Annotated in this window: 22 protein-coding genes; 6 read left to right on the top strand and 16 right to left on the bottom strand. The window is 57.1% G+C overall.

Going from position 1 to position 24,091, the window contains the following annotated elements:
- Positions 1–403 precede the first annotated feature (403 nt).
- The 3 genes from HB631_RS00985 (at position 404) to HB631_RS00975 (ending at position 3,398) form a co-directional block, all read left to right on the top strand.
- Positions 404–1,234, top strand: a complete 831-nt coding sequence (locus tag HB631_RS00985) for a hypothetical protein (RefSeq protein WP_213989291.1) — start codon at positions 404–406, stop codon at positions 1,232–1,234.
- Positions 1,231–1,698 carry a FidL-like protein gene (locus HB631_RS00980; RefSeq protein WP_213989290.1) on the top strand — a complete coding sequence of 156 codons (468 nt, stop codon included), beginning with the start codon at positions 1,231–1,233 and terminating at the stop codon, positions 1,696–1,698. Before HB631_RS00985 ends, HB631_RS00980 begins: the two co-directional genes overlap by 4 nt.
- A 128-nt stretch (positions 1,699–1,826) precedes the next feature.
- Positions 1,827–3,398, top strand: coding sequence for a GGDEF domain-containing protein (locus HB631_RS00975; protein WP_213989289.1), 1,572 nt, complete (start codon positions 1,827–1,829; stop codon positions 3,396–3,398).
- Between the two features lie 129 nt (positions 3,399–3,527).
- Here the strand turns inward: HB631_RS00975 and HB631_RS00970 are convergent, their stop codons facing one another.
- The 3 genes from HB631_RS00970 to HB631_RS00960 form a co-directional block, all read right to left on the bottom strand.
- Entirely contained in the window at positions 3,528–4,289 is a 762-nt protein-coding gene (locus HB631_RS00970; RefSeq protein WP_213989288.1) for a molybdopterin-dependent oxidoreductase, read from the bottom strand.
- The gene (locus tag HB631_RS00965) at positions 4,282–4,887 is read right to left on the bottom strand and encodes a cytochrome b/b6 domain-containing protein (RefSeq protein WP_255556781.1); all 606 of its coding nucleotides are present in this window, start codon (positions 4,885–4,887) and stop codon (positions 4,282–4,284) included. Before HB631_RS00965 ends, HB631_RS00970 begins: the two co-directional genes overlap by 8 nt.
- Before the next feature lie 104 nt (positions 4,888–4,991).
- Positions 4,992–5,648, bottom strand: a complete 657-nt coding sequence (locus HB631_RS00960) for a hypothetical protein (RefSeq protein ID WP_255556679.1) — start codon at positions 5,646–5,648, stop codon at positions 4,992–4,994.
- Between the two features lie 202 nt (positions 5,649–5,850).
- On the opposite strand from HB631_RS00960, the gene HB631_RS00955 reads away from it, so the two are divergent.
- Together HB631_RS00955 and HB631_RS00950 are read left to right on the top strand one after the other, a co-directional pair.
- On the top strand, positions 5,851–6,519 hold the full coding sequence (locus tag HB631_RS00955; RefSeq protein ID WP_213989286.1) for a heavy metal response regulator transcription factor: 669 nt from the start codon (positions 5,851–5,853) through the stop codon (positions 6,517–6,519).
- Between the two features lie 2 nt (positions 6,520–6,521).
- Complete coding sequence (locus HB631_RS00950; protein ID WP_213989285.1) at positions 6,522–7,949, top strand: heavy metal sensor histidine kinase; 1,428 nt, start codon at positions 6,522–6,524, stop codon at positions 7,947–7,949.
- 128 nt (positions 7,950–8,077) lie between these two features.
- On the opposite strand, the gene HB631_RS00945 is transcribed toward HB631_RS00950, so the two are convergent.
- The 13 genes from HB631_RS00945 to HB631_RS00885 form a co-directional block, all read right to left on the bottom strand.
- On the bottom strand, positions 8,078–9,211 hold the full coding sequence (locus tag HB631_RS00945; RefSeq protein WP_213989284.1) for a glutathione-independent formaldehyde dehydrogenase: 1,134 nt from the start codon (positions 9,209–9,211) through the stop codon (positions 8,078–8,080).
- Positions 9,212–9,546: 335 nt separating this feature from the next.
- On the bottom strand, positions 9,547–11,277 hold the full coding sequence (locus HB631_RS00940; protein ID WP_213989283.1) for an ABC transporter ATP-binding protein: 1,731 nt from the start codon (positions 11,275–11,277) through the stop codon (positions 9,547–9,549).
- Between the two features lie 9 nt (positions 11,278–11,286).
- Complete coding sequence (locus HB631_RS00935; RefSeq protein ID WP_213989282.1) at positions 11,287–12,234, bottom strand: acetamidase/formamidase family protein; 948 nt, start codon at positions 12,232–12,234, stop codon at positions 11,287–11,289.
- A 54-nt stretch (positions 12,235–12,288) separates the two neighbouring features.
- Positions 12,289–13,896: an ABC transporter substrate-binding protein gene (locus tag HB631_RS00930; protein ID WP_213989281.1), complete on the bottom strand. Its 1,608-nt coding sequence runs from the start codon at positions 13,894–13,896 to the stop codon at positions 12,289–12,291.
- Between the two features lie 13 nt (positions 13,897–13,909).
- Positions 13,910–14,836: an ABC transporter permease gene (locus HB631_RS00925; protein ID WP_213989683.1), complete on the bottom strand. Its 927-nt coding sequence runs from the start codon at positions 14,834–14,836 to the stop codon at positions 13,910–13,912.
- A gap of 2 nt (positions 14,837–14,838) precedes the next feature.
- Positions 14,839–15,687 carry an ABC transporter permease gene (locus HB631_RS00920; protein ID WP_213989280.1) on the bottom strand — a complete coding sequence of 283 codons (849 nt, stop codon included), beginning with the start codon at positions 15,685–15,687 and terminating at the stop codon, positions 14,839–14,841.
- Positions 15,684–16,277 (bottom strand): ANTAR domain-containing protein, encoded by a 594-nt coding sequence (locus tag HB631_RS00915; protein ID WP_213989279.1) that lies wholly within the window; start codon positions 16,275–16,277, stop codon positions 15,684–15,686. The genes HB631_RS00920 and HB631_RS00915 overlap by 4 nt, the downstream gene beginning before the upstream one ends.
- Complete coding sequence (locus HB631_RS00910) at positions 16,274–17,413, bottom strand: transporter substrate-binding protein (RefSeq protein WP_213989278.1); 1,140 nt, start codon at positions 17,411–17,413, stop codon at positions 16,274–16,276. Before HB631_RS00910 ends, HB631_RS00915 begins: the two co-directional genes overlap by 4 nt.
- Before the next feature lie 354 nt (positions 17,414–17,767).
- On the bottom strand, positions 17,768–18,751 hold the full coding sequence (locus HB631_RS00905; protein WP_213989277.1) for an MDR family oxidoreductase: 984 nt from the start codon (positions 18,749–18,751) through the stop codon (positions 17,768–17,770).
- A gap of 144 nt (positions 18,752–18,895) precedes the next feature.
- Complete coding sequence (locus tag HB631_RS00900; protein ID WP_213989276.1) at positions 18,896–19,528, bottom strand: TetR/AcrR family transcriptional regulator; 633 nt, start codon at positions 19,526–19,528, stop codon at positions 18,896–18,898.
- 172 nt (positions 19,529–19,700) lie between these two features.
- Positions 19,701–21,311, bottom strand: a complete 1,611-nt coding sequence (locus tag HB631_RS00895) for a DHA2 family efflux MFS transporter permease subunit (RefSeq protein ID WP_213989275.1) — start codon at positions 21,309–21,311, stop codon at positions 19,701–19,703.
- The gene (locus tag HB631_RS00890; protein ID WP_213989274.1) at positions 21,298–22,434 is read right to left on the bottom strand and encodes an HlyD family secretion protein; all 1,137 of its coding nucleotides are present in this window, start codon (positions 22,432–22,434) and stop codon (positions 21,298–21,300) included. Before HB631_RS00890 ends, HB631_RS00895 begins: the two co-directional genes overlap by 14 nt.
- On the bottom strand, positions 22,431–22,901 hold the full coding sequence (locus HB631_RS00885; RefSeq protein WP_213989273.1) for a MarR family transcriptional regulator: 471 nt from the start codon (positions 22,899–22,901) through the stop codon (positions 22,431–22,433). Before HB631_RS00885 ends, HB631_RS00890 begins: the two co-directional genes overlap by 4 nt.
- Positions 22,902–23,260: 359 nt before the next feature.
- Between HB631_RS00885 and HB631_RS00880 the strand changes: the two genes are divergently transcribed.
- On the top strand, positions 23,261–24,061 hold the full coding sequence (locus HB631_RS00880) for a hypothetical protein (protein WP_213989272.1): 801 nt from the start codon (positions 23,261–23,263) through the stop codon (positions 24,059–24,061).
- The last annotated feature ends 30 nt before the right edge of the window (positions 24,062–24,091 follow it).

Here is a 24,091-nt window from a genome sequence, read left to right as displayed (position 1 = left end):
CTAGCGTACATGTGTAAGCTGAACAAGTCCGATCAGTAGCCCTTTTTGTGATGTGGGATTGTTTTTGCTGATTTTCGGCGCGACCGCGTTCTATACCCTAAATAATTCGAGTTGCAGGAAGGCGGCAACGCAGCGAATCCCCAGGAGCTTACTCAAGTAAGTGACTGGGGTGAGCGAGGAAAGACAACGAACCTGCAACTTAAATTATGACGGGTATAACTCTTTCTTTATGCGGCTACAGCTATAATCGCTGATGAATTAATATACCCTGTGACATTGATCACTGGCCCTTCAGGGATCGCTTATCTTATTGATACATTCTGGTGCCGGCAATTATTCACATTGCCTACAACAATATAGTCCTAAAATCAGGTGCAAGTATTGGTCGGTTCATCGGTCCAATATGGAGCGTTTTATGAAGTATTTAATTAATCATTCAGTTTTGTTTGACACAGCAGAATATCAATTAAGTTTATTAAATGATAATACATCCTTGATTAAATTATCCACTACCTCCGGCCGGGTTTTAGAGGAGCTTCTGGCCGCCCACGGCAAAGGAAATACGGTGACCCGGGAATGGCTATTTGATAACGTCTGGGTAAAACACGGTCTGCAACCCTCCAACGGCAATTTGAATCAGCAAATCAGCCTAATAAGAAAAGCGCTTTTATCCCTGAATTTGGACGCGTCGGCCATTGTTACCTTGCCCAAACGCGGCCTGAAGCTTAACGATTATTTGATAATAACCGCTGAGGGTAATTCATTACCGCCGTCTCTGGCCTCCCACTTCTCCCCTCAGGATATACTGGATGAGCCGCCGGATAACCCTGCCGCTGCCGCGACGCCTTCGGCAAATAACGAAATATTCATCAACGGCATCCTCTCAATCGCCGCTATCACCACCCTGCTGATGGCCTATGTCTATTTCAGCCAACAGGATAAACAGCCGTTTTTTTTCATGGCCCAGGTGGATTCTTGTGATGTTTATACCTTCAGACCGATAAATCCTCGTGAAAAAGAACCGATGACTGTGCAACTGCGGCAGGTGATGAAGGGTAATATTGAAAAATGCTCAGCCCATCATTTTATATTATTTTCCCATAACATTGTAACCAATACCATGGTAAGAAATGGTATTAACCAGCGTAATTACATGGCTAAATGTGCGCGTGATGCCAAGGGAAATATATCAAACTGCCTGAACTTTTACTTTTATAACTGGGACGAACAATGAAAAGAATCCTGGCAGCGGTTTGTCTGGGTATTATTTTTTTCTGGCTGTTTTATCAGCATAATTACCATAACCCCTTTGATGGGTTTCATTGTTCAGGCCTGATGGTATTCAGGGCCAATACCGCACAAGGCCGCTTTAGCTATACCGCCGAAGCTAAAATGTTTTTTACCAATGATCGCGAAGGTTTTTATGTGTTGAACGGCACCTTCAGTCATAACGGACAAACCTACACTCTGCACCGCACTAAATTTTTCACCTATCGGCGAAAAAATAATCAAGATTTGTATGAAATCGTCATCACCAGGGAAATAATATCCAATTTGGACAACACGCCGCAGTCGGTAACGGATTCCGTATTGATGCCGGTGGGAGAATCAATTTTGCCCCGCTTTCGGCGTATAGATAGCCGTTCAATAATTGTCAGTTTACTCTATTCACCCTTCTTTATCTGTGCCAAAGAGTGACCTGCGCTATTAAATCCCGCCGAAACTTTGACTAAGCGTGACAAAGCATAAATACTCTTACATGAACGTTATGGCGAATGTCATTACCGGTAACCCACCTGCCTGACCCGAGATGCTGTGGATAACCCATGAGAAAAATAAGACCCTTCGGTTCCCCCCGGCAAAGAGCCCGCGAATATTCGGTCTACGGCCGCCAGCGATTTACCTTGATGTTTCAGCTCGGCGCCTCAGCCACGTTGCTTATACTGGCGCTGATTTTATTGAACGGTCTGCATTTATGGCGTACCTATCATCAGGCGCTGGCGCGCTCCGAGGCCAATACCGCCAATCTCACCCAGGCGTTGACCCAGCATGCCAGCGACACGTTTGTCCAGGCAGAGGCCACCTTAGAGGAACTGACGGAGATCATCAATCAACAGGGTTTGACATCGGAAAAATTACCCGGTTTACACCGGCTTTTTCAGGAAAAAACCCACGGGCTGCAACAAATCGATGCCATATCCTTTTATAACGCCCTGGGCCGGATGGTGGTGACGGCGGCGGATACTCTACCGTCGGTGAATGATTTTTCCGACCGGGACTATTTTATTTATCACCGCGACCATGCGGATTTGACCATACGTATCGGCCAGGTGATCCGCAGCCGCATGACCCACGAATTGATATTACCGCTCTCCCGCCGTCTCAATAATCCCGACGGCAGCTTCGCCGGCGTGCTGCTGGAAAGCGTGATGATCAGCCATTTTCGTCATTTCTATACCAAATTTATTATCAGCGACGATTCCACGTTAATGATGCTGCTTAATAACGGCACCGTGCTTTACCGCCATCCTTATAATGAAAAAGTGATCGGTACCACCATCGCCGACTCGCCGCTGTTTAAGGACAATATCCGCCAAAATCAATCCGGCACCGTTAACAGCGCCCTGTCGAACGATCCCCAGTCCATGGTTTACAGCTATGCGCATCTCAAGCAGTTCCCGGTCATCATCACCAGCGGCGTAACCATGGATCAGGCATTGGCCGACTGGCGACGCGACGCCTTCAGCCATGCCGCCATGACCCTGATTTTTGTCCTGATGATATCCCTGACCTGTCTGCTGTTGATGCGGCAGGTGCGCGCCAGGATGCGTATCGAACTGGAATTGATTCACGCCCAGCAAGAGCTGCGTAAATTGAACACCTCGCTGGAAAAGCTGGCGCGCTCCGACGGGCTTACCGGCCTGTATAACCGGCGTCACTTCGATTTGGTGTTCAAAAATGAATTTAAACGCGCCATTGAGTATCACCGGCCACTGGGGTTGATTTTATTGGATATCGATTTTTTCAAACAATATAACGATATATACGGCCATGTGGCCGGGGACGAATGCCTGCAGCTCATCGGCAATGCCCTGCTTGAGCTGCCCTTGCGCCAGCGCGATCTGGTGGCCCGCTACGGCGGCGAGGAGTTTATCGTTTTGCTGCCGGAAACCGACAAAAACGGCGCACTGGCGGTGGCAAGTCGTATTCATGACCGGATCGGTCAACTTGAAATCCAGCATCGCGGCAGCCCGGTGGGCAGTATCAGCGCCAGCATCGGCATCTATGTCGGACTGCCCATCATTAATGTGGATACGCCGTCCAAGCTGGTTGTCAGGGTGGATGGGGCACTGTACGAGGCCAAGCGGCGGGGCAGAAACCGGATCTGCGAAGCCTGACGGGACGAAAGTCAATTACCGTGCCGTGCGCCGAGGGATATTTTGCCCATTATCGTTGTGTAACGCACCCCGGCGCCGCGGGCTACTGCCGATAACAGGCCGGCCATGCGCCGAACCCTAACCCAGGCATCAGATGCCGCTGAACCAGTTATAGCCCTGGTCTTCCCAATAGCCGCCGGGATTGGTATTGCTGACGGAAATCGCCACGATATGTTTGGCGTTTTTAAAACCCAGTTTGGTGGGCACCCGCAGACGCAGCGGATAACCAAATTCGTCCGGCAGCTCTTTGCCGATAAAATCCAGCGCCAGCGTGGTTTGGGGATGCAGCGCAGTGGCCATGTCGATGCTGGAGTAATAACGATCGGCACAGCGGAAACCAACAAAAGCGGCGCGCATATCGGCCCCCACATGCTGTAAAAAAGTCCGCAGCGGTACGCCGCTCCACTGGCCTATCGCGCTCCAGCCTTCAATACAAATAAGCCGGGTAATCTGGCCTTGCTGCGGCAATGCCCGTAATTTTTGCAGGGTCCAGGGGCGTTTATCCGCCACCAGGCCGGAGACGTCCAGTTGCCAGGTGGCGATATCCACTTCCGGCGCGTTATCTTCGGGATAAAAAGCATTAAAGCGAAAAGGCGTGGTGATTTGGTCGGGTCTATAGGTCTGCGCCGGCCGCTGGCCGCTGAATAGCCAGGCCTGCACCCGATCATTCCAGCGCGACATGGCCCATAAAACCTTGTCCACATCATCGCCGTCCTGCATATTGCAGCCGGTGAGCATCGTCAGCGCCCCCAGAGTCAGGCCGGAGCGCAGCAGCAGACGGCGCTGCAATCGATAAAGCTCTTTTTTCTGGGCCGGTTCCAACATCAATCCGGTCTGTTTGCGGTTATTCATCGCGTGTTTCCTGTGGTTTACGGCGCAGGTAACCGGTAATCATCGGCAGAAAGGTGCTGGGCACCATCAATACCATCACCAGGTGGATCAGCACAAAAGCCCCGATAGCGCTCATGGCGAAAAAATGGACATAACGCGCCCGGTCAAAGCCGCCGAACAGCGCCACCAGCCAACTCAGCTGCACCGGTTTCCAAATGGATAACCCGGACAGCACCAGCACCAGGCCGCACAGCAGGACAAACAGATAAAATGCTTTCTGCACGGCATTATATTCGCCGGGATTGTGGCGTAGCCGGAAGGCGAGAGCCGCCCGCAAATCCCGCCATAGCGAGCCGGGGTTCACCGGCAGGAAATCCCGGCGGAAATGGCCGCTGGCCAGGCCCCATGACAAATAGATCAGCCCGTTGGCCGCCAGGGCCCACATCACCGCCAGATGCCAGGCAATGGAACCCCCCAGCCAGCCCCCAAGGGTCAGCGCGGCGGGAAAGGTAAAAGGAAATATCGGCGAGGCATTATAGATACCCCATCCGCTCATAAACATACCGCACATAATCAGTACGTTCAGCCAATGGGTCACGCGCACCGGCAACCGGTGCATGGGGATTTTTTCCGCTGTGTGATCGCTCTTCACAGGCACTCTCCTTAAGCCCGGCATAGACGGCCGAAGACCGGCGAAACGCCCCGGTCCCGGTCGTCTTAGTCTTACATCGGCGGTATTGTGCCGTTAACGCCGGCGACAATTCGACCCGCCACCAGCGGCGTGGTGCTGCCCGGGGCCGGCCATAATATGACATGCGCGCCCTGTACCAACTGCGAACGATTACCAGGTGACAACGTCACAACCGGTACATCATCCGGCACAATGACTTTTTTCTCACCGTTCTGGTATTTCACCGTCATGGTATGGCCGTTGGCGTTCACCAGCGTGCCGACGGTACCGTTGGTCATGGTGCCGGTTTTACCGTCGGCCCCCTGCCAGGGGCGGAAGCCTTCACCGCTTCCCCGCAGCGACGGGTCGAACACATGGACTTCCAGCGCCTTCAACGTGCCGTCCGGCTGCGGCGCCGCGGCTGTGCCGATAAAGCTGTTGGGTTTGATATCGCTAATTTTGCCCTGCGATACCGCCAAGACGGTGGTTTTGTCATTCAGGGTCACGGGGTGCTGTTGACCGCGACGGTCGGTAATCTGCAACTGATCGCCGCTGATTTGCGTGATGGTGCCGCGAATCGCCATCATGGGTTTAGCCGGCGCATCCGCCGCCTGTACCGCTACGCTGCCCAGGGCCAGCGAGCCCGCTACGACTCCCATCAACAACCGTCCCGTCAAAAATCGTTCCGTCAAAAATGTAAGTTTGGCCATGTGATTCTCCTGAAAAAGTTCGGTCCGGCCGTTGCCGCGCCGGTTATCTGTGCATCCGGTACCTCTCGCCCCGGGGGCTTGCTTCCCTGCCAGCTTGGCAAATCAACCCGGTCCGCCCGATGACCGTTCCATGACAATATTGTCATCAACCGGCGTCTAACAACCTGATAGACTGAGGAAGTGGCCCGGAGGACATATCTGGATGCGTATACTGATAGTAGAAGATGATCTCAGTACTGGTGAATATTTGCGAAAAGGCCTGGGTGAAGCCGGTTATCGGGTCGATCTGGCCCGTACCGGTCCGGACGGCCTGTTTCTGGCCCTGGAAAACATCTATGATGTCATCATACTCGATGTGATGCTGCCGGGATTGGACGGCTGGCAATTAATGGATATCATCCGCAAAAAAAGCGATGTGCCTGTGCTGTTTCTCACCGCCCGGGATCAGGTACAGGATCGGATTCACGGCCTGGAACTGGGGGCCGACGACTATCTGATCAAGCCCTTCTCGTTTACCGAACTGGTGCTGCGCATCCGCACCCTGCTGCGCCGTGGGGTCATTCGCGAAGAAAACGATTTTCACCTGGCGGACTTGCATATCGATATGCTGCGGCGCAAAGTGACCCGGCTCGACACCGCGATTATTTTGACCAACAAAGAGTTTGCCCTGTTGTCGCTGCTGGCGCGGCGCCAGGGGGAAGTGCTGTCTCGGACCCTTATCGCCTCACAGGTGTGGGACATGAATTTTGACAGCGATACCAACGTGGTCGATGTGGCGGTCAAGCGCCTGCGCGCCAAAATGGACCGCCCCTTCGACGTTAAACTTATCCATACCGTGCGCGGTATCGGTTACGTCTGCGAAGTGCGTTAATAATGAAGATTCCGCGTTTGCCCTCCCTCTCCCTCACCGCCCGTTCGGCCCTGCTGTTCGCCGTGCTGGCCGCCCTGGTGATTAGCGGCGTGGGTTTTTATCTCTACGGCGATATAGCTCGTTCCATGCGCCATCAGGCCGGCGTGCAAACCTCCGGTCGGGTGGCCTATTTCCGCAGCCTGCTCGGCAACGCCTTCCCCATTTCACTGCTAAGCGATAACCCGCACTTATTTGAGAATATGCTCGGCAACGAACGCGATATTCTGATATTTCAGCGCCCGGGCCAGACGCCGCTCATCAATGTTAATCCGGGCCGTTTCCGGTTACCGACAGTGACGCCGGTGGCGGTCGGCGTTCCGGTGTCCCTTGGGGCGGTTCATACCGCCAGCACGCCGGAGGGCGTTCCCATTCGTTTTGTGACCGCCTGGGTCAGCCTGGCGGGCCATGATCCCATCCAGATCACCGCCGGTCACGTTATGCTGAACGAAACCCGCATGCTGGCCCAATACCGCGATCGCATCATCGCGGCGGTGATCGGGGCGTTTTTACTGATAGCCTTGCTGGGCTACGGTGTGATGCGCCACGGATTGACGCCGCTGCGGCGGATGGCGGCGCAGGCGGAAGGCATCCATCCCGCCACCCTCACCACCCGGCTGTCCGAACAGGGCGCGCCGACGGAACTGCATCAGGTGATCCGGTCGTTCAACGCCATGCTGGACCGACTGGCGGACGGTTACCAGCGGCTGAGCCGCTTCTCCGCCGATCTGGCCCATGAGATCCGTACGCCGGTAAACGCCCTGATGGGCCACTGTCAGGTGGCGCTTTATCAGCGCCGTTCGGCGCAGGAATACGAAAGCGTGCTGGTCAGAAACAGCGAAGAGCTGGAGCGCATTTCACGCATGGTGGAAAACATTCTGTTCCTGGCGCGGGCCGGCGAAGCGCAATCCGCCATTTCACCGGTGCCGCTGCCCGTGGAAGTGGAGCTGCAGCGCATTGCCGATTATTTCGAAGGGCTGGCGGAAGAGCGGGGTCTGGCGCTGCGTTGCCGGGGCGAAGGCATGCTTCAGGCGGATGCCATGCTGTTGCGCAGGGCATTAAGCAATCTGGTGGACAACGCCATACGCTATGCCGACGCCGACAGCGATATTGTCCTCAGCGGCCGGCGCTTTCGCGACGGCTGGCTTGTGGAAGTCATTAACCACGGCCCGCCCATCCCGCCGGACCATATGGATAAGCTGTTCGACCGGTTCTATCGCGCCGACGACGCTCGGACCAGCAGCGGTAACGCCAGCGGCCTGGGTCTGTCCATTGTGCAGGCCATCATGAAACTGCACCGGGGCAGCGCCGGCGTCAGCTGCACGCCGGCGGGGGAAATCTGCTTTAACCTCTATTTCCCGGATAATATCACCGACGCCCAGGCGGCGGCCTAACGCCGGTGAAGACAGGTTTACCGCCGTCGGTTCGCTCATCGGCGGCCTGAACACGGCTTATAACTGAGTTCAGCCAGTCGGCACCAGCCGTTACGTTGTCACATTTAGCTCAGATAAACAGCTTGCCCTTAGGGTTTAAGGATTACCTTGGTCCAGCCGGGATCCCGGTTATCAAAATGCTTGTAGGCTTCCGGCGCTTGGGCCAGATGCAAGCGGTGCGAGATGATTTGCGACGGTTTGGCCCGGCCCTGATGGATGAGTTTCGCCAACTGACGGTTATAGGCCTTGACGTTAGCCTGCCCGGTGCGAATCTGCTGCCCCTTGAACCAGAAGCTGCCGAAGTCGAACGGCATCTTGCCTGCTTTGGCAAGCGCCGTCTCGGCCCCCGGGTCCTGCGGCACGAAGACCCCCACCACGCCGATACCGCCGGTGGCCCGAGTGGATGCCACCAGGCTGTTCACGGTGGCGGAATTATCTTCATGGCCGTGCTTGTCGCAGCATTGATAACCGACACATTCACAGCCGCAATCGGTGCCGCGTCCGTCAGTCAGGTTAAGAATCTGCTCCACCGCCGCTTCGCCCACCCCCTTGACGGGAGTGGCGCCCATTTTTTCCGCCAGCGCCAGCCGGCTGTCATGGGTATCCACCACAAATACCTGGGAAGCGCCTTTGATTATCGCCGAGTGGGCCGCCATCAGCCCCACCGGGCCGGCGCCGTAAATCGCCACGCTGTCCCCGGGCCGCAGGCCGGCCAGTTCGGTGGCATGCCAGCCGGTGGGGAAAATATCGGACAGCATGACATAGTCATCCTCCTTTTCCACCGCGTCCGGCGGCAGGATCAGGCAGTTGAAATCGGCGAATGGCACGCGCAATAATTCCGCCTGGCCCCCTTCATAAGGCCCCATTTCGGCAAAGCCATAAGCGGCACCCGCCGATCCGGGATTGGCCGTCAGGCAAAACCCGGTCAACCCGCGCTCGCAGTTTTCACAAAAACCGCAGCCGACGTTAAACGGCAGACAAACATAATCTCCCACCTTTACCCGTTCCACACCCGCGCCCACCTCAATGACCTGCCCGAGATTTTCATGGCCAAAAATACGACCGGTTTCAAAACTGGTTCGCCCTTCATACATATGCAGATCCGAACCGCAGATATTGGTGGTGGTAATGCGAATCAGCGCATCGGTAGGCTTGGTGATTTTAGCGTCCGGCATGTCCTTTATCGCGACATCGCGAGGACCGTTATAAACGACTGCTTTCATTATTTCCTCCGGTGAGTAATCTTATTTCGGTGGCAAAGCGAAAATTCCTCTTCTTATAACGGATAGTTCAAATCCTCCGGACCCGCTAATAAAGATAAATTTTTTTACACAATAATAAAACGAACCGGCAGGCATATTATAAGAGATACAGACGTAGCGGCAATGAGCCTCGAGGAAATACAGCCCATTGAAAAAAATAGTTTAATAATAATAATGAGTGATAGCGGCAGCTTTGCATAAAGGCATTGGCCTGGACAGCCGTGGGTAAAAAATAAGGCCGGCCTCGAGGGCCAATGCCTGTTCCGATATTTGCCGGGACGAAGGTCTGCGCTCACCTAGCAGGCGGCCAAATGACCGTTGCCGTAATCCTGGAAGCGCTGCGGCGGAATGTGATAACCGAAAGGCTTGATGGGGTCCGGCCGTTCCATTTCCTCCAGCAGCGGACGGAAATCCCGTTTATGGTCCACGTCCAGAGAGGGCACCGCGCTCAGCAACCGCCGGGTATAGGGGTGACGTGGATGGTGCAAGACCAAATCCCGCGGACCGATTTCCACGATCTGGCCGCAATACATCACCGCCACACGATGACAAATACGCTCCACCACCGCCATATCATGGGATATAAAGACATAGCTCAGTTGAAACTCTCCCCGCAGCCGCTCCAGCAGCTCAAGCACCTGGGCCTGCACGGACACATCCAGCGCCGATACCGATTCATCGGCGATGATTATCTTGGGATTAAGGGCCAACGCGCGGGCAATGCAGATGCGCTGGCGCTGGCCGCCGGAAAACTGATGGGGATAGCGGGTCAGTGCATCGGCGGATAACCCTACCTGCATCAGCAGCGTCGCCACCCGTTCAAGGCGGGGAGCGTGGGCCAGGCCGTCATGGATCAGCAGCGGCTCCCCCACCAGATCGAAAATGCTCTTGCGAGGATTCAGCGCCGCGTAGGGGTCCTGAAACACCATCTGTATATCCCGGCGCACCGCCCGCAGACCCTCCCCCTGCAGGCCATTCAGTTCACGGCCCAGCAGGGTGGCGCTGCCGCTGAAGGGTATCATGTTCAACAATGCCTTGCCGGTGGTGGATTTACCGCAGCCGCTTTCGCCGACAATACCCAGGGTTTCGCCCGGATAAAGATCAAAATTGATGTTTTCCACTGCATAGACCTGCCGCTTTTGCCCGAATCCCTGCCCGCGCACCGGAAACCGCACGGTCAGGTCCCGCACGGACAGCAGCGGGCTGTCCCGGGGCACCGGCGCCGGCGGCGGCGCACTGCCCAGTACCGGCACCGCCGCCAGCAGTTTGCGGGTATAAGCGGCCTGTGGCGCGCTGAACAGCGCCCGGGCGGAAAGCTGCTCTTCCACCCGGCCCTGATTCATGACCACCACCTGGTCCGCCATTTCCGCCACCACCCCCATATCGTGGGTAATGAGCAGCAGGCTGGTGGAAAAATCCCGCTGCAACTCGCGCATCAGTTGCAGGATCTGCGCCTGAATGGTGACATCCAGCGCCGTGGTGGGTTCGTCGGCAATCAGGATTTCCGGCTGGCACAACATGGCCATGGCAATCATCACCCGCTGGCGCATGCCGCCGGACAGCTCATGGGGATATTGCCCCAACCGCTTTTCCACCTGGGGCAACTTCACCGCCTCCAGCATGGCCAATATCCGACGGCGCACCTCCCCCCGGCCCACATGCTCATGGCGGCGCAGGGTTTCTTCCAACTGCTGCGCCACGGTCATCAGCGGGTTAAGCGAGGTCATGGGCTCCTGGAAAATCATGCCGATACGCTTGCCCCGCAGCTGCTGCATCCGGCGTTCGCCAAGGCTCAGCAGATCATCATTGTCAAACAGGATGGCGCCACCGGGTATAACCGCCTCATCGGGCAGAAGTCCCATAATCGCCAGTGACGTGAGGGATTTGCCACTGCCGGACTCGCCGGCGATACACAACGTCTTACCGGGCAAAAGGGAGAAACTCACATCATCCACCACCCGCCGGCTGCCGAATTCGATGGACAATCGTTCGACGGACAGCACCGGCCGGTCATTGGCTGTTAACATCTTCCGTCCTCACTGCAACACGGTCTTGGGAAAATAGAAGGACACCACCCAGTTCGGCGCATCCACAATCTCGCTAATGCGCAAATCGCCGCACACTGAACACAGCATATAGGCGTCTTCGGCCCGCATCCCGTGCTCCCGGCATAACCAGTCGATGGTGTAGCGCAGCGCATCACGGGCCGCCGCCATCAAATCACCGCCGACACCGGTAAACACCTCGTAGCCCGCCCCGTCAAGATGACGGGTGACCGGACCGGGGGTACTGAACCTCGGTGCAGGCAGCGGCGTATTTTTAATGAGATCCAGGGTCAGCACCACGTCCATGGCGCTCTCGATGGCGGTGCCGCACACCTCCCCGTCACCCTGGGCGGCATGGGTATCACCAATGGAAAACAGCGCCCCGGCCACCTCCACCGGCAGGTAGAGGGTACAGCCGGCGGTGAGATCGCGGATGTCAAGATTTCCGCCGACCCGGCGCGGCGGCACCACCGAGTGCAGGCCCGCGGCTTCGGGCGCCACGCCGAGGGTACCGGCGAAGGGTTTTAACGGCACCTTGCCGTAACGGCCGAAGGCGCAGGGGGCCATGGAGTGCCGGTCATACTGCCACAGGGCCAGCGCCGGGGCGGTAAACTCCTCCGCCAGCAGGCCAAAACCGGGTATCACGGCGGTCCAGCCGAAGCCGCCGGGCCTGAACTCATTGAGGGTAACTTTCAAAACGTCTCCCGGCTGCGCCCCTTCCACATAGACCGGACCGTTAACCGGATTGATTTTATCGAACGGCAGGCTGCCCACCGCCGCCGCCGTGGAATCCGCGGCAAAGTGGCCATTGCCGGAATCCAGGCAGTGGAATTCCAGCGTGGTGCCCGGCGCCACCCGGGCCGCCGGAGCCAGACTATTATCCCAGCCGAAATGGTGCTGGGCATGATGGATTGTTTTTACCAGGCAATTCTGACACATACGCGTCTCCTTCCGTTCCGCCGGCGTTTATCGCGATAAGGCCGGCGGCGGCATTTATTTGATCCAGATGGCGTCGTAATTTACCGGCACATGCACCGGATCCACATACAGCGCGTCCCCGCCGCCCATGCGCGCCGAATGCACCGTATAGCGTTTTTCATTGAAGATCGGCGCCCAGGGTGCGTCGGCCATGGCTTCGATAAAGATCTTGCGCCACAGGGCGATACGCTGCGCCTGCTGATCGGGTTTGGTTATGCTGTCGGCCTTGGCGGCTTCGGCATCCAGGGTTTTATTACAATAGCGCGACCAGTTCCAACCGCCGTCCACCGCCCCCATACAGCCGAGAATCGGCCCGTAGAAATCGGACGGATCGGGGAAATCGGCAATCCAGGCCATACCGCCGGACCAGACCATCGGCGCCTGATCCGCCGAACCGCCGGCGGCAATCACATTGGCCTGGGCCAAGGATTTAATCGCCACGCGAATGCCCACCTTGGCCAGATCCTGCTGGATGGATTGGGCGATACGCGGCTGCGGATCGGTGTTCATCACATACAGCTCCGTATCGAATCCCTTGGCAAAACCGGCCTGATCCAGCAGCTGTTTCGCTTTGGCGATGTCGAAGGCATAGCCTTTATAGTCTTTGTCATACCCCGGCATGGCGGGAGGCAGCGGCTGATTGGCCGGCGCCGCGCGACCGTTGATGATCCTGACGATGCGATCTTTATTTATGGCCATATTCACCGCTTGGCGCACTTTCACATTGTTAAACGGCGGCAGGGTGGTTTTCATGGTGACATAGCCGGTTTGCAGCTGATCGCCGGTCACCAGCATGCCTTTGTATTTCGGGTCTTGTTTGAATTGCAGGAACTGGGCCGGCGGCACACCGTCACCGGCGATATCCACCTCGCCTTTCTCCAGTCTCAGCAACGCCACCGACGGATCCTGGCCCACTTCAAAGCGTATGCCGTCCAGATGGGGAATCCCGGCCCGGTAGTAATGGGGGTTCTTTTTGAACACCAGCTCCTGGCCCAGCTTCCATTCGCTTAACTCAAAGGCGCCGGAGCCCACCGGATGCTTGCCGAAATCCGCCCCCCACTGGTCCACCGCTTCTTTCGGTACGATGGAAGCGAAATTCAGCGCCATCACCTGCAAAAACGTGGCATTGGGCTCTTTAAGGGTGATCTTCACCGTATTGGGGTTTACCACCTCAATGCCGCTTAGATGATCGGCTTTGCCGGCGGCCATCTCGTCATAACCGACAATAGCGCTGAAAAAACCGGCGCCGGGGCTTTGGGTTTTCGGGTTCACCGTCCGTTCCAGGGAATACTTCACATCGTCGGCGTTGAGGGCGCGGCCGTTATGAAAAGTAACGTCCTTGCGCAGGGTAAAGGTATAGACCTTGCCGTCGTCGGAAATGCTGTAATCCTGCGCCAAATCCTTCACCAGATCCGTGGTGCCGGGCTTGTAGTCCATCAGACGGCTGAACAGGCTCTTGATCATCGACCAGTTCTGCCAATCATACCCGATGGCCGGATCCAGGGTGGCGATATCATTTTGATAGGTCACCACCGCTTCGCCGCCGTCTTTAGGCTCATCCGCCTGGCCGGCACCCGCATACAGCACCCCTGCCAGGGCCAGCATAAGTAAACTTTTTCTCATTTCCTTGCTCCTGTTACTGTTGTTTTTTCACATCGATGCGAGGATCGACCCATGGCAAAATCAGATCCGCCAGCAAATTGCCCAACACAATCGCCACCGCCGATACGGTGGTGACGCCCACAATGACCGGAATATCCACCTGCTGAATAGCCTGCCAGGCCAGTTGGCCGATACCGGGCCAGCCGAACACCGACTCCACCACCACCAGCCCGCCGAGAAAAATGCCGATATCGATACCGATCATCGGGATCAACGGCAATATGGCGTTCGGCAGCACATGGCGGCAGACCACCCGCGCGCGGCTCAGCCCCTTGGCGCGGGCGGTACGTATAAAATCCTGATGCAGCACGTCTATCATCGACGAACGCAGCATGCGTGAGTACCAGCCGCTGCCCAGAATGCCCAGGGTCAGGGCCGGTAAGGCGATATGGCTGAAACCACCGTACCCCCCCATGGGGAACCAGTTGAGCACGGCGGCAAACAGATAGAGGAACAACATGGCGGCGATAAACTGCGGCGCGGACACCCCGATAAAAGACAGCGCCATTAAAATCTTGTCCGCCAGGCCGTCCCGTCGCAGCGCCGCCAGGGTGCCGAGGGTGATGCCTATCACCAGCTCACAGCCGATGCCCGCCGCCATCAGCTGTAGCGATGGGCCGATGCGGGAGGAAATCAGCTCGCTTACCTGGCTGCGCTGGATAAACGAGCGGCCCAGATTGCCATGCAATAAATTGAACAGGTAATGCAGGTACTGGCGGTAAAAGGGCAGATCCAGTCCCAACTGATGGCGGATGCTGGCCACCACTTCCGGCGTGGCGCTGCGCCCGGCGATTTGCCGGGCCGGATCGGCGGGCAGCATAAACAACAGCAGATAGCTGATAAGCGTTACCCCCAGTAAAATCAGCAGGGCATGACCCAGCCGGCGGCTCAGGAACAGCAGCATCATGAACGTCCTTTCAAGGTAGGATCGAGGGCATCGCGCATGGCGTCGCCGAGCAGATTGAACGCCAGCGACAGCAAGACAATGGCCGCCCCCGGGAAAAACACCAGCCAGGGGGCGGAGGTAAAATAGGTCTGGCTCTCGAAAATAATATTGCCCCAACTGGCGGTGGGAGGCTGTACGCCGACGCCGAGAAACGACAGGGTGGCCTCCAGCAATACGGTGGTGGAAATGCCCAGGGTCGACCATACCAGAATGGTGGGCACCAGGTGCGGCAGCAGATGCACGCCGAGAATACGCAGCGAGCCGGCCCCCAGTGTCTTCTCCACCGCCACGAAATCCCGCGCGCCCAGGGTGCAGGTTTCGGCATAAATCACCCGGGCTATTTGCACCCAGTTCACCATGGCGATGACCATGGCCACGATCCAGACGCTGGGCTGGAATATCGCCGCCAGGGTGATGGCGAGCAATAACGCCGGAAACGCCATCATCAGGTCGGTAAAGCGCATCAGCAGGCCGCCGAGCCTGCCCTGGAGAAAACCGGCGCACAGCCCCACCAGCGTGCCTATGATCACCGCCAGTCCGTTGGCCACCACCCCCACCAGTAACGATGTGCGGGCACCATAAATCAGCCGCGACAGCAGGTCCCGACCGAGCAAATCCGTGCCGAGCCAGAAGTGACTGCCCGGGGCAAGGGGCGCGCCTTCTACGCTCAGTCCTTCGGTAAACTGCTCATTGGGATCGAAAGGGGCGCACCAGGGCGCCAGCAGGGCTGACAGCACCACCACGGCGATATAGCCCACCGACAGCCAGACCGCCGGCCGGCGCCAGAAACCGCGGGGGGAACTCATCCCCTTTCCCCACGCCGCTTCAGGGCCGATTCCCCCAGCCGCTGACGACAGATTTCTTCGATGCGCCGGTTGGTGCGCATGGATTCCCCCCGCAGCCAGGCATAGGCCTGCCGCTCGTCCATATCCTTTTCCACCATCAGTGCGGCCAGGGTTAACGCCAGCTCGGCATTAAAATCCAACCGGCGGCGGGCCAGAGACAAATTCCGGTTATCTTCGTTCAACTGCTGGCGCAGGCCCACCGCCATCATCAGCGTGGTGTAAATCGCCCGCTGATTAATAGGCTTGGGCAGCAGCGCGGTGGCCCCCAGATCAATGGCCCGCTGGATTTGCGACAGCGCCTCGTGGGAGGTCAGGGCCACGATGGGCAATCCTCCCTGATTAAGCCGGGCCAGCAGCAGAGGGCTGGCGAAATGCTCCAGTTCCACCAGCGCCGCGCACAGCGGCTCTTCCGGCAACCGGCCGTCCAGCGCCACCGTCAGCCAGCGCACCCCCATGCGCGGCAGGCTCTTTTCCAACGCCGCCAGGGTTCGGGCTTCGCAATCCACCAACAGGAGCGGGCGGGCTTCAAATTCCGGTGATGTCAGGTTCATTTCACAATCCTCATGGCTCTGCCCTGGCCTGTCACGCGTTCGGAAATGGGCTGTCGCAGATCGGTTAAGGTCAGATAAGGGTCCGGCGCCAGACAGCGGTCCTCGCTGTGAACCAGCTCCAGCACGCCGCGGCGCAATTCAGTGATATGACAGGGAAGAAAGGTATGATTATTACGCCGCGAGATTTTCAACGGCCCCATAAACGTTACGTTGTCACTATCATATAACGCGTCGCAAATGCGCTGCGGATCCGAATTGCCGCTATGCTGCAGCGCCCGGGCAAACAGCAGTACCGCCAAATAAGCGCCGGTGTAATAATGAGAATAATGGCCTTGGCCGTGACGCCGCCGCTGGCGCGCGCAGAATAACGGATCCACCGTCTCGAAGAACGGCCCGCAGGAGAACAGACGCAGCGCCCGGATGTCGCCAAGTTGGCTTAATTCCGCCTCGGTCAGGTTGCAGCTTAATACCGGCAAACGAATGTGACGTTGGGCGCAAATATCGTCCAGCCGTCGCAAAAACGCGTAAGAGGATTCCCCCACCAGGTTATTCAGCACAAACGACGGCGCGCCCGCCAGCAGAGAATGCACCACATCGTTCACACCGGTCTGCCCCAGATGAAGAAACTTTTCGCCGGTAATCTCACCGTTAACCGCCGCCACCACTTCCCGTGCGATGCGATTGCTCTCCCAGCCCCAGACATAATTGGAACCGATCAAAAACGCCCGGGTGCCGAAATTTTCCAAGGCCAGCCGCAGTAGCGGCACCAGGGTTTGATTGGGGCAGCCGCCGAGATAAATCACCTGCTCGCTGCTTTCAAAACCCTCGTAAGGAGAGCCGTACCATAACAGCGCGTTGTGCTGTTCCAAATCCGGGATGATTTCTTTGCGGCTGGCGGAAGTGATGGTGCCGAAAATATGCCGCACCCCTTCATCAATCAGTTGCGCCACCCCGGCGCTATACTCCGCCAGCCGGGCATGGGGATTGATATGCCGGGCCCGCAGCCGGAAATCGTAACCGGCGTCCTGGTTGATTTCCGCCAGGGCATCCTGTGTTCCCGCCAGAGCGCTGGCCGCCATATGGCGATAGGTACCGTCGGTGGACAACAATATCCCGATATCAATACTCTGGCGCATTTCCCTTTCTCCAAAAAAAAACCCGATCGCCCCTTGCGGGGGGATCAGGCTTCGTTACCTGTAATATGAGTCAAGGCTTATCGGCAATGGCCGGGCTTGGATAAACTATTGCCATGAAAGAATCATGCCAATCTTGCAAAACGGCATTTGCAGCGGCGCACCGGCTTATGCCCGCCAGTGCGGTGCACCACTGCGATACAGCCTATCGTTCATCGGCACGTAAATGGTGCATTGACGGCGGGTAATCGTGACGCAGATTTACGAACATATCATCCCGCGCCCCCCAGAGGACGGCATGGGCGAAAGCCCCGTCCGCGCGGATCCGGGCACCCGAAAGACGTGACGCGGGTCGCCTTAGCGGTTAACGTCAACCACCACCCGGCCGCGCACCTTTCCCGCCATCAGGTCATTGGCGGTATCGATAACCTGCCCCAGCGGGATCTCCCGGCTGATGCTCTTTAATAACGCCTCATCCAGCAAAGGCGCCAGACGCTGCCAGGCGGCGACGCGGTCCGCCTTGGAGCGCATCACGCTGTCCACGCCCGCCAGTGTCACGCCGCGCAGGATAAACGGCGCCACCGAGGCCGGCAAGTCCATGCCCTGCGCCAGGCCGCAGGCGGCCACGGTGCCCTGATAATGCAAACCGGCGCAAATATTGGCCAGGGTATGGCTGCCGACGCTGTCGATGGCCGCCGCCCATTGCTCTTTCCCCAACGGACGCCCCGGGGCGGAAAGCACCGCCCGATCGATGACTTCCGCCGCCCCCAATTGCTGCAAATGTGCCGTTTCTTCCGGCCGGCCGGTGGACGCCACCACCCGGTAACCCAGCCGGGACAGGAACGCGATGGCGAAATGCCCCACGCCGCCATTGGCGCCGGTGACGAGCACTTTACCGCTATCCGGGGTCGCGCCGTTCTTTTCCAGCGCCATGACGGCCAGCATCGCGGTATAGCCGGCCGTGCCCACCGCCATGGTCTGCCAGGGCGTCAAGCCTGCCGGCAGAGGAATCAACCAATCTCCGTTAAGCCGCGCTTTCTGCGCCAAACCGCCCCAATGTTTCTCCCCCACCCCCCAGCCGTTAAGCAACACCGCATCGCCGGGTTTAAAGGCGGGATGGCTGCTCTGGGCCACCCTGCCCGCCAAATCCACCCCCGGCACCATAGGGAATGAACGCACCACCGGCCCTTTGCCGGTAATGGCCAGGCCGTCTTTATAGTTGAGCGTGGAATAATCCACGCTCACCTCGACATCCCCCTCCGGCAGCTGTGTCTCCGCCAGCGACGCCAGACGGGCGCGATAACCCTGCTGGTCTTTCTCTATCAAAATTCCGTTAAACATACTTAATCCTCATAAATTAAACCGACTAAACCTGTTAGATTCGGACAGTGCCCTCGACTGCGTCGGGACGACCCGGCATCAATGAGCGTGGGCGACGCCGGCACGGTTGCAACGTGATACATGCAGAGCAGGAGAGGTGAAACATTATTTAGGCAGACCGGCAAAGAAGCCCTGGGCAAACCGTTCCAGCGGTTGCGGACTTTTCGCCAGCCGGGCGCGCATCACCGCCCCTTCCCAGCCGATCCAGAAAAATTCCGCCAGCCCCTCGCAATCCGCCGACGGCGCCAGTTGGCCGTTATCCTGGGCCAGGCGCAGGCAATGGGCGACCCGCTGTTGCCACGCCAGGAAAATATCGCTTAACTGCCGGCGATAACCCTCCGGCAGGACGTTGATTTCCTGGCCGAGATTACCCACCAGGCAACCCCGCTTGAAATCATATTTAGCCATTCCCGTCGCCGCGTCCCGCACAAACGCCCGAATGCGGTCCAGTGGCGGCAAGGCGTCATCCAGCAAACAGCGATCCAGCTTGCGGGCAAAATAGCGACCGTAGTAGTCGATCATCTCCCGGCCGAAAGTCTCTTTACTGTCGAAATAGTAATAAAACGACCCTTTCGGCACGCCCACCTGTTTGAGAATGCCGTCAATGCCGGATGCGATGAAACCCTGCTCGGTAAGAATGGCGGTTCCGCTGCGGATCAACGCGGCCCGGGTGTCAGGATTGTCTTGCGGCTTTTTCGGCGGCCGCCCGCGCCGTTTCAACGGGGCTGTCTGGTTCATGGCAATAATATAGACCGACCGTCTATAAAATTCAACACCCCGACTGATTCAGCCGTTCAACGGCTTAAAGCTGAAAACCCCTGCGGCAACAGCCCGGCAGGCCTGGCGCCGTTGCGTCCGGACACTGAACCGCCAAGGGTTTGGTAATGCGGTTAAAACATAGCGGGTCCGATCAGGACTTGGGGGCTTCGGCGACGGCGACCGGTTTGGCGGCGGTGGCGCTGCGGGGCTTACCGCGCATAAACCAGGCCGGAATGATGGCCAGAAAGAAAAAGACAGCCACCACGTAAAACCCGTCTTGATAGGCGAACAGCTGCGCTTTCGGCACCAGCATGCTCTCAAGATAGGCCATTGAACTGGGGTCCACCCCCTCCGGCAGGCGGCTGCCGAACGGGTTGCCCCAATGCCCCACAATGACCGCCAGCCGGTTGATGGACTCGGCGGCGGCGGCATTGGAGGCGGTCATGGCCTGCGCCAGGGCATCGCCGTGAAAGCTGGAACGTCTATCGATAATCACCGACAAAAGATTCACCCCGAACGCCCCGCCCAATTGCCGGACAAAGTTCAGGCTGCCGGAACCTTGCGCCAGCTTATCCGCCGGAAGGGCCCTCAGCCCGCCGGCATTCAGGGCCGGCATGATAACCCCCAGCCCGACGCGCCCCAGCACTACCCAGCCGGCCATGGTCCAGAACGGAGTATCCACATCCGCGCCGCCGGATAACCAGCACGACACGGCGAAAATAGCCAAACCGGCTATGACGGGAATATGGGGCGGCAGCCGGTCGCTCAACAAGCCGGCAATGGGAAACAACACCCCCAGCATCAGACCGGACGGCATCAATAATAGTCCGGAACGGGTGGGGGTATAGCCCTGAATGCTTTGCACGAACAGCGGCACGATATAGGTTGAACCGTAGATACCGGCCCCCAGCGCAAACGCCACCACGCAGCCGGCGGAAAACCGCATATTGGTGAACACCCTGAGGCTGAGCAGCGGCTGGGGCGCCACCAGTTCCCAAATGATAAAGCCGGCGGCGCTGAACACCGCGGTAACAAACATGCCGATAATAAAGAATGAGTTCCACCCCTCCCGCTGTCCATTGGACAAGCCGGTCAACAAGGTGGTCAAGGCGCACACCAGCAGCAGAAAACCAATCCCGTCAAACCGGCGCCGTGGGGCGGAGGCGTTACGGTCTATATCCGGCAGGATAAACATCGAGGCCGCCATGCCGGCGACACAGAACGGCACCACCACCAGGAACACAAAGCGCCAGTCGTACTGATCCACCATGATGCCGCCCACCGTCGGCCCCAGCGCCGGCGCCAGCACCACGCCGACGCCATAGATGCCCATGGCCTTGCCCCGCTGGGCGGGAGGAAAGACCTGCGACAGCACCACCATGGCCATCGGCTGGATAATCCCCGAGGCGCTGCCCTGCAGTATGCGGGCCAAAATCACCTCCGCGCCGCTGTTGCTGACGAATCCCAGCAGACTGCCGGCAATAAACAGCGCCAATGCGCCGACAAAAGCGCGGCGATAGCCGAACCGGTCCAGCGCCCAGGCGGTAATCAGCATGGTGGCGGTCATGGAGGCCAGAAACGCTGTGGACAACCATTGCACCTGATCCTGTCCAAGGCCAAAGGCGCCGGCGATGTCGCGCATGGCGATATTAACGATGGTGGCGGTGGCGGTGGTGGCAATGGTCCCCAGCATCACCGTGCCCGTCGCCAGCCAGCGGTAAGAGGGACCGAATCGTTCTATCTGCGCTTCAATGGGTGACATCTATAGCCACCTCAACCATCAAGCCGGGTTTTATCCTGCCGTCAACGTTATCCAGGGCGATACGCACCGGCACCCGCTGGGTGATTTTGGTAAAGTTGCCGGACGGATTCGGGCTGGGCAGCAGGGCGAACTGATTGGTGGCGGTATTGCCGACGCGAATCACATGGCCGTGGCTTACCAGGCCGGGATAAGCATCCACCGTCACATCCACCCCTTGCCCCACCGCGATATGTTCCAGATCCGTTTCCTTGACGTTGGCTTCCACCCAGACATTTTTCGGGTCATGCACCATCATCACCCATTGCCCGGTCTGCACATAATCCCCCACGTCCGCCAGGGTACGGTCCACTACCCCGTCCACCGGCGCGCGCAGCGTACGATCGCTGATTTCCTGTTTTAACTGATCCGCCTGGGCCTGCAAGGACAGCAGCTGCTTGCGCTGCATATCGATTTGCCGGTCCAGCACCTGAACCTGCCCGCGCTGCGCCAGGGCATTAGACACCGCCGCCCGTTGAGCAAGCAGCTGCGCCTGATCCTGTCGCTGCTGATCCTGCCTCTGCAGCAGCGTCGTATGGCTTTCATCCCAGGTCTCCTTCGCCACCGAGCCGCCTTTCACCAGGCTGTCGTTACGGGTGAAATTGGCCTGTGCCAGGGCCAACTGATGACCCGCATCGGACAGCGTCGACTCCGCCACCGTCAACTGGGCCTTGGCCTGATCCAATTCCGCCTGGGTAGTCAAATCGGTGGTTTGCCGCTGGGCCTGGGTATAAAGGATTTGCGCGTTGGCGGAGGCCAGATTACCCTCCACCTCCGCCAATCGCAGGCGGGCATCGCGATCGTCGATTTGCGCCAAAATCTGGCCTTTTTTGATCCGATCGCCATCAATGACCGGACGGACCATCAGCCAGCCATCCACCCGGCTGGCCATGGTAACCACCTCGCCCCTGACCTGGGCGTCATTTTCGGTGACATGGCCGAAGCGCCAGCTTAACCAGTCGATAAACCACACCAGCAAAACGATAAACACGACAAGCCCCGCCAACAGCATGATTTTCTTGCGACGGCTGAACCGATTGAAGTTATCCAGGGACAGACCGCGAGTTGACCTGATTTCAGCGCTCATGACGGCTCCTTATCAACCAGCGCCAGACTGGCCAGAACCTGCTCCAACATACCGTTCATCACTTCCAGTTCCTCATCCTTTACTGTCGACAAAACCTGATTGCGCACGGCAAGAGCGGTCCCCTCCACCTGTATGACCCGTTCAAGCCCAAGCGATGTCAAATGAATCTCCTTGGCACGGCGATCGACGCCCTCACGGCGTTCAATAAACCCCTGGCGTTGCAAATTATCCAGCAACCGGACCACCGACGAGGCATCCAGGTAAATCGCTTCCGCCAAATCTTTTTGCAGCACCGGTTTTTCCATACGGGCAAGATATAACAGCGGCGCCCAGGTCGCCTCGGTCAGCCCGTAAGGCTGGAGCTTACGATCGATTACCCGGCGCCATTGGCGTGCGGTTTTAGAGACTAGACTGGCAAAACGGCGCTGCGGCGACTGAGGAGACAACGAATACGACGATAAGGACATATGCGGAAAGGTTCCAACAAAATAGTTGATATACCATTAATAAACTACCTAACATTAAACTTGTCAATACCTAACGCCCGCTCATCTGTTCAAATACTCTTTAACCCGCCGTTCTTTGCCTACGGCATCAAGCTGAAGACGGGTTCAAAGCCGGACGGCGCCGGCAAAAAAAATCGACAACCCGTTGCAGGGTCTTGGATTAGGTCACTTTTTAACTCCCGATAAAGTTTATCTCTAAACTTTGCTTATAAATCCGGGCAATAATATTTATTCACTAAGTTAATAGGATTAAATGACTGATAGTGCGATGATTTTTTCTTTGTTAAGATAGAAAATTGACTCTTTATAAGGCCTATGCCATGGATATGCGGAAAAATTATTCAATAGATTTTTCTATAGAAAAATTTAATAACGAAATTATTAAAGTACCCCTGGATTTGAATTTACATAAAGAAATAACGGCATTGTCCCGGGAACTGGAAAATATCGACAAAATAAAATCTCAGCTATCGTCATCTTCATCGTTCGTTAATAAACCGTCTGATCTCGATCCGGAACAAAACTATCGTGCCCTTGGCCTGCATAACACCACGGAACGGATGCTCAAAAAAATTGATCCATTGATAAAACAGCAAGGTTATATTCACTTTATTGAAGGATATCATAAAACCCTACAGGAATTAAAAATAAAATTTCTGCTTAAAAGCATCATTGAAAACCCAATGGACTGGGAAGATTACGACCTGTGCTGTGAAATATATGACGGTACTATAGGCTATTATCAATCGGCTCGCTGCACCCTGAATCAATGCGATTTAATCTACCAGAACATTACCCTGAAAAATATCCAGCGATTCCTGGCGGTTTTCAAATATAATTTCGCCTACAACCTGACCTACAAAACCATCCGTGCCCCGGCGGATGTAAACAATTTTCATTATTATTCAGTCCTGAGGGGATTTAGCGCCCAAGGGCTGGATGAAGATCTTTGCCATACATTGACAAACTTAAGCAACGCCTTGCGAATTGCTCAAGAGTCCTATCGGGAAAGCGAAACAAGGGGGGAGAAAAAAGATCCGTTACTGATTTATCTTATAGAAAAACGTCGGGTTTATGGCGAACGGGTCCCCAACACATCGGCGAATATCGGCGCCGGGTAATGAACCATGGATATAACGCGTGGTTTACAG

Source organism: Sodalis sp. dw_96, from assembly GCF_018449575.1.
Classification (GTDB): domain Bacteria; phylum Pseudomonadota; class Gammaproteobacteria; order Enterobacterales; family Enterobacteriaceae; genus Acerihabitans.
Note: the sequence above shows the minus strand (reverse complement) of the source record. Positions and strands in the feature narration are given on the sequence as shown.

Excerpts from the sequence above, each read along its gene's own strand:
- HB631_RS00985 (WP_213989291.1), top strand. The coding sequence starts at position 404 with ATGGAGCGTTTTATGAAGTATTTAATTAATCATTCAGTTTTGTTTGAC.
- HB631_RS00980 (WP_213989290.1), top strand. The coding sequence starts at position 1,231 with ATGAAAAGAATCCTGGCAGCGGTTTGTCTGGGTATTATTTTTTTCTGG.
- HB631_RS00975 (WP_213989289.1), top strand. The coding sequence starts at position 1,827 with ATGAGAAAAATAAGACCCTTCGGTTCCCCCCGGCAAAGAGCCCGCGAA.
- HB631_RS00970 (WP_213989288.1), bottom strand. The coding sequence starts at position 4,289 with ATGAATAACCGCAAACAGACCGGATTGATGTTGGAACCGGCCCAGAAA.
- HB631_RS00965 (WP_255556781.1), bottom strand. The coding sequence starts at position 4,887 with ATGCACCGGTTGCCGGTGCGCGTGACCCATTGGCTGAACGTACTGATT.
- HB631_RS00960 (WP_255556679.1), bottom strand. The coding sequence starts at position 5,648 with ATGGCCAAACTTACATTTTTGACGGAACGATTTTTGACGGGACGGTTG.
- HB631_RS00955 (WP_213989286.1), top strand. The coding sequence starts at position 5,851 with ATGCGTATACTGATAGTAGAAGATGATCTCAGTACTGGTGAATATTTG.
- HB631_RS00950 (WP_213989285.1), top strand. The coding sequence starts at position 6,522 with ATGAAGATTCCGCGTTTGCCCTCCCTCTCCCTCACCGCCCGTTCGGCC.
- HB631_RS00945 (WP_213989284.1), bottom strand. The coding sequence starts at position 9,211 with ATGAAAGCAGTCGTTTATAACGGTCCTCGCGATGTCGCGATAAAGGAC.
- HB631_RS00940 (WP_213989283.1), bottom strand. The coding sequence starts at position 11,277 with ATGTTAACAGCCAATGACCGGCCGGTGCTGTCCGTCGAACGATTGTCC.
- HB631_RS00935 (WP_213989282.1), bottom strand. The coding sequence starts at position 12,234 with ATGTGTCAGAATTGCCTGGTAAAAACAATCCATCATGCCCAGCACCAT.
- HB631_RS00930 (WP_213989281.1), bottom strand. The coding sequence starts at position 13,896 with ATGAGAAAAAGTTTACTTATGCTGGCCCTGGCAGGGGTGCTGTATGCG.
- HB631_RS00920 (WP_213989280.1), bottom strand. The coding sequence starts at position 15,687 with ATGAGTTCCCCCCGCGGTTTCTGGCGCCGGCCGGCGGTCTGGCTGTCG.
- HB631_RS00915 (WP_213989279.1), bottom strand. The coding sequence starts at position 16,277 with ATGAACCTGACATCACCGGAATTTGAAGCCCGCCCGCTCCTGTTGGTG.
- HB631_RS00910 (WP_213989278.1), bottom strand. The coding sequence starts at position 17,413 with ATGCGCCAGAGTATTGATATCGGGATATTGTTGTCCACCGACGGTACC.
- HB631_RS00905 (WP_213989277.1), bottom strand. The coding sequence starts at position 18,751 with ATGTTTAACGGAATTTTGATAGAGAAAGACCAGCAGGGTTATCGCGCC.
- HB631_RS00900 (WP_213989276.1), bottom strand. The coding sequence starts at position 19,528 with ATGAACCAGACAGCCCCGTTGAAACGGCGCGGGCGGCCGCCGAAAAAG.
- HB631_RS00895 (WP_213989275.1), bottom strand. The coding sequence starts at position 21,311 with ATGTCACCCATTGAAGCGCAGATAGAACGATTCGGTCCCTCTTACCGC.
- HB631_RS00890 (WP_213989274.1), bottom strand. The coding sequence starts at position 22,434 with ATGAGCGCTGAAATCAGGTCAACTCGCGGTCTGTCCCTGGATAACTTC.
- HB631_RS00885 (WP_213989273.1), bottom strand. The coding sequence starts at position 22,901 with ATGTCCTTATCGTCGTATTCGTTGTCTCCTCAGTCGCCGCAGCGCCGT.
- HB631_RS00880 (WP_213989272.1), top strand. The coding sequence starts at position 23,261 with ATGGATATGCGGAAAAATTATTCAATAGATTTTTCTATAGAAAAATTT.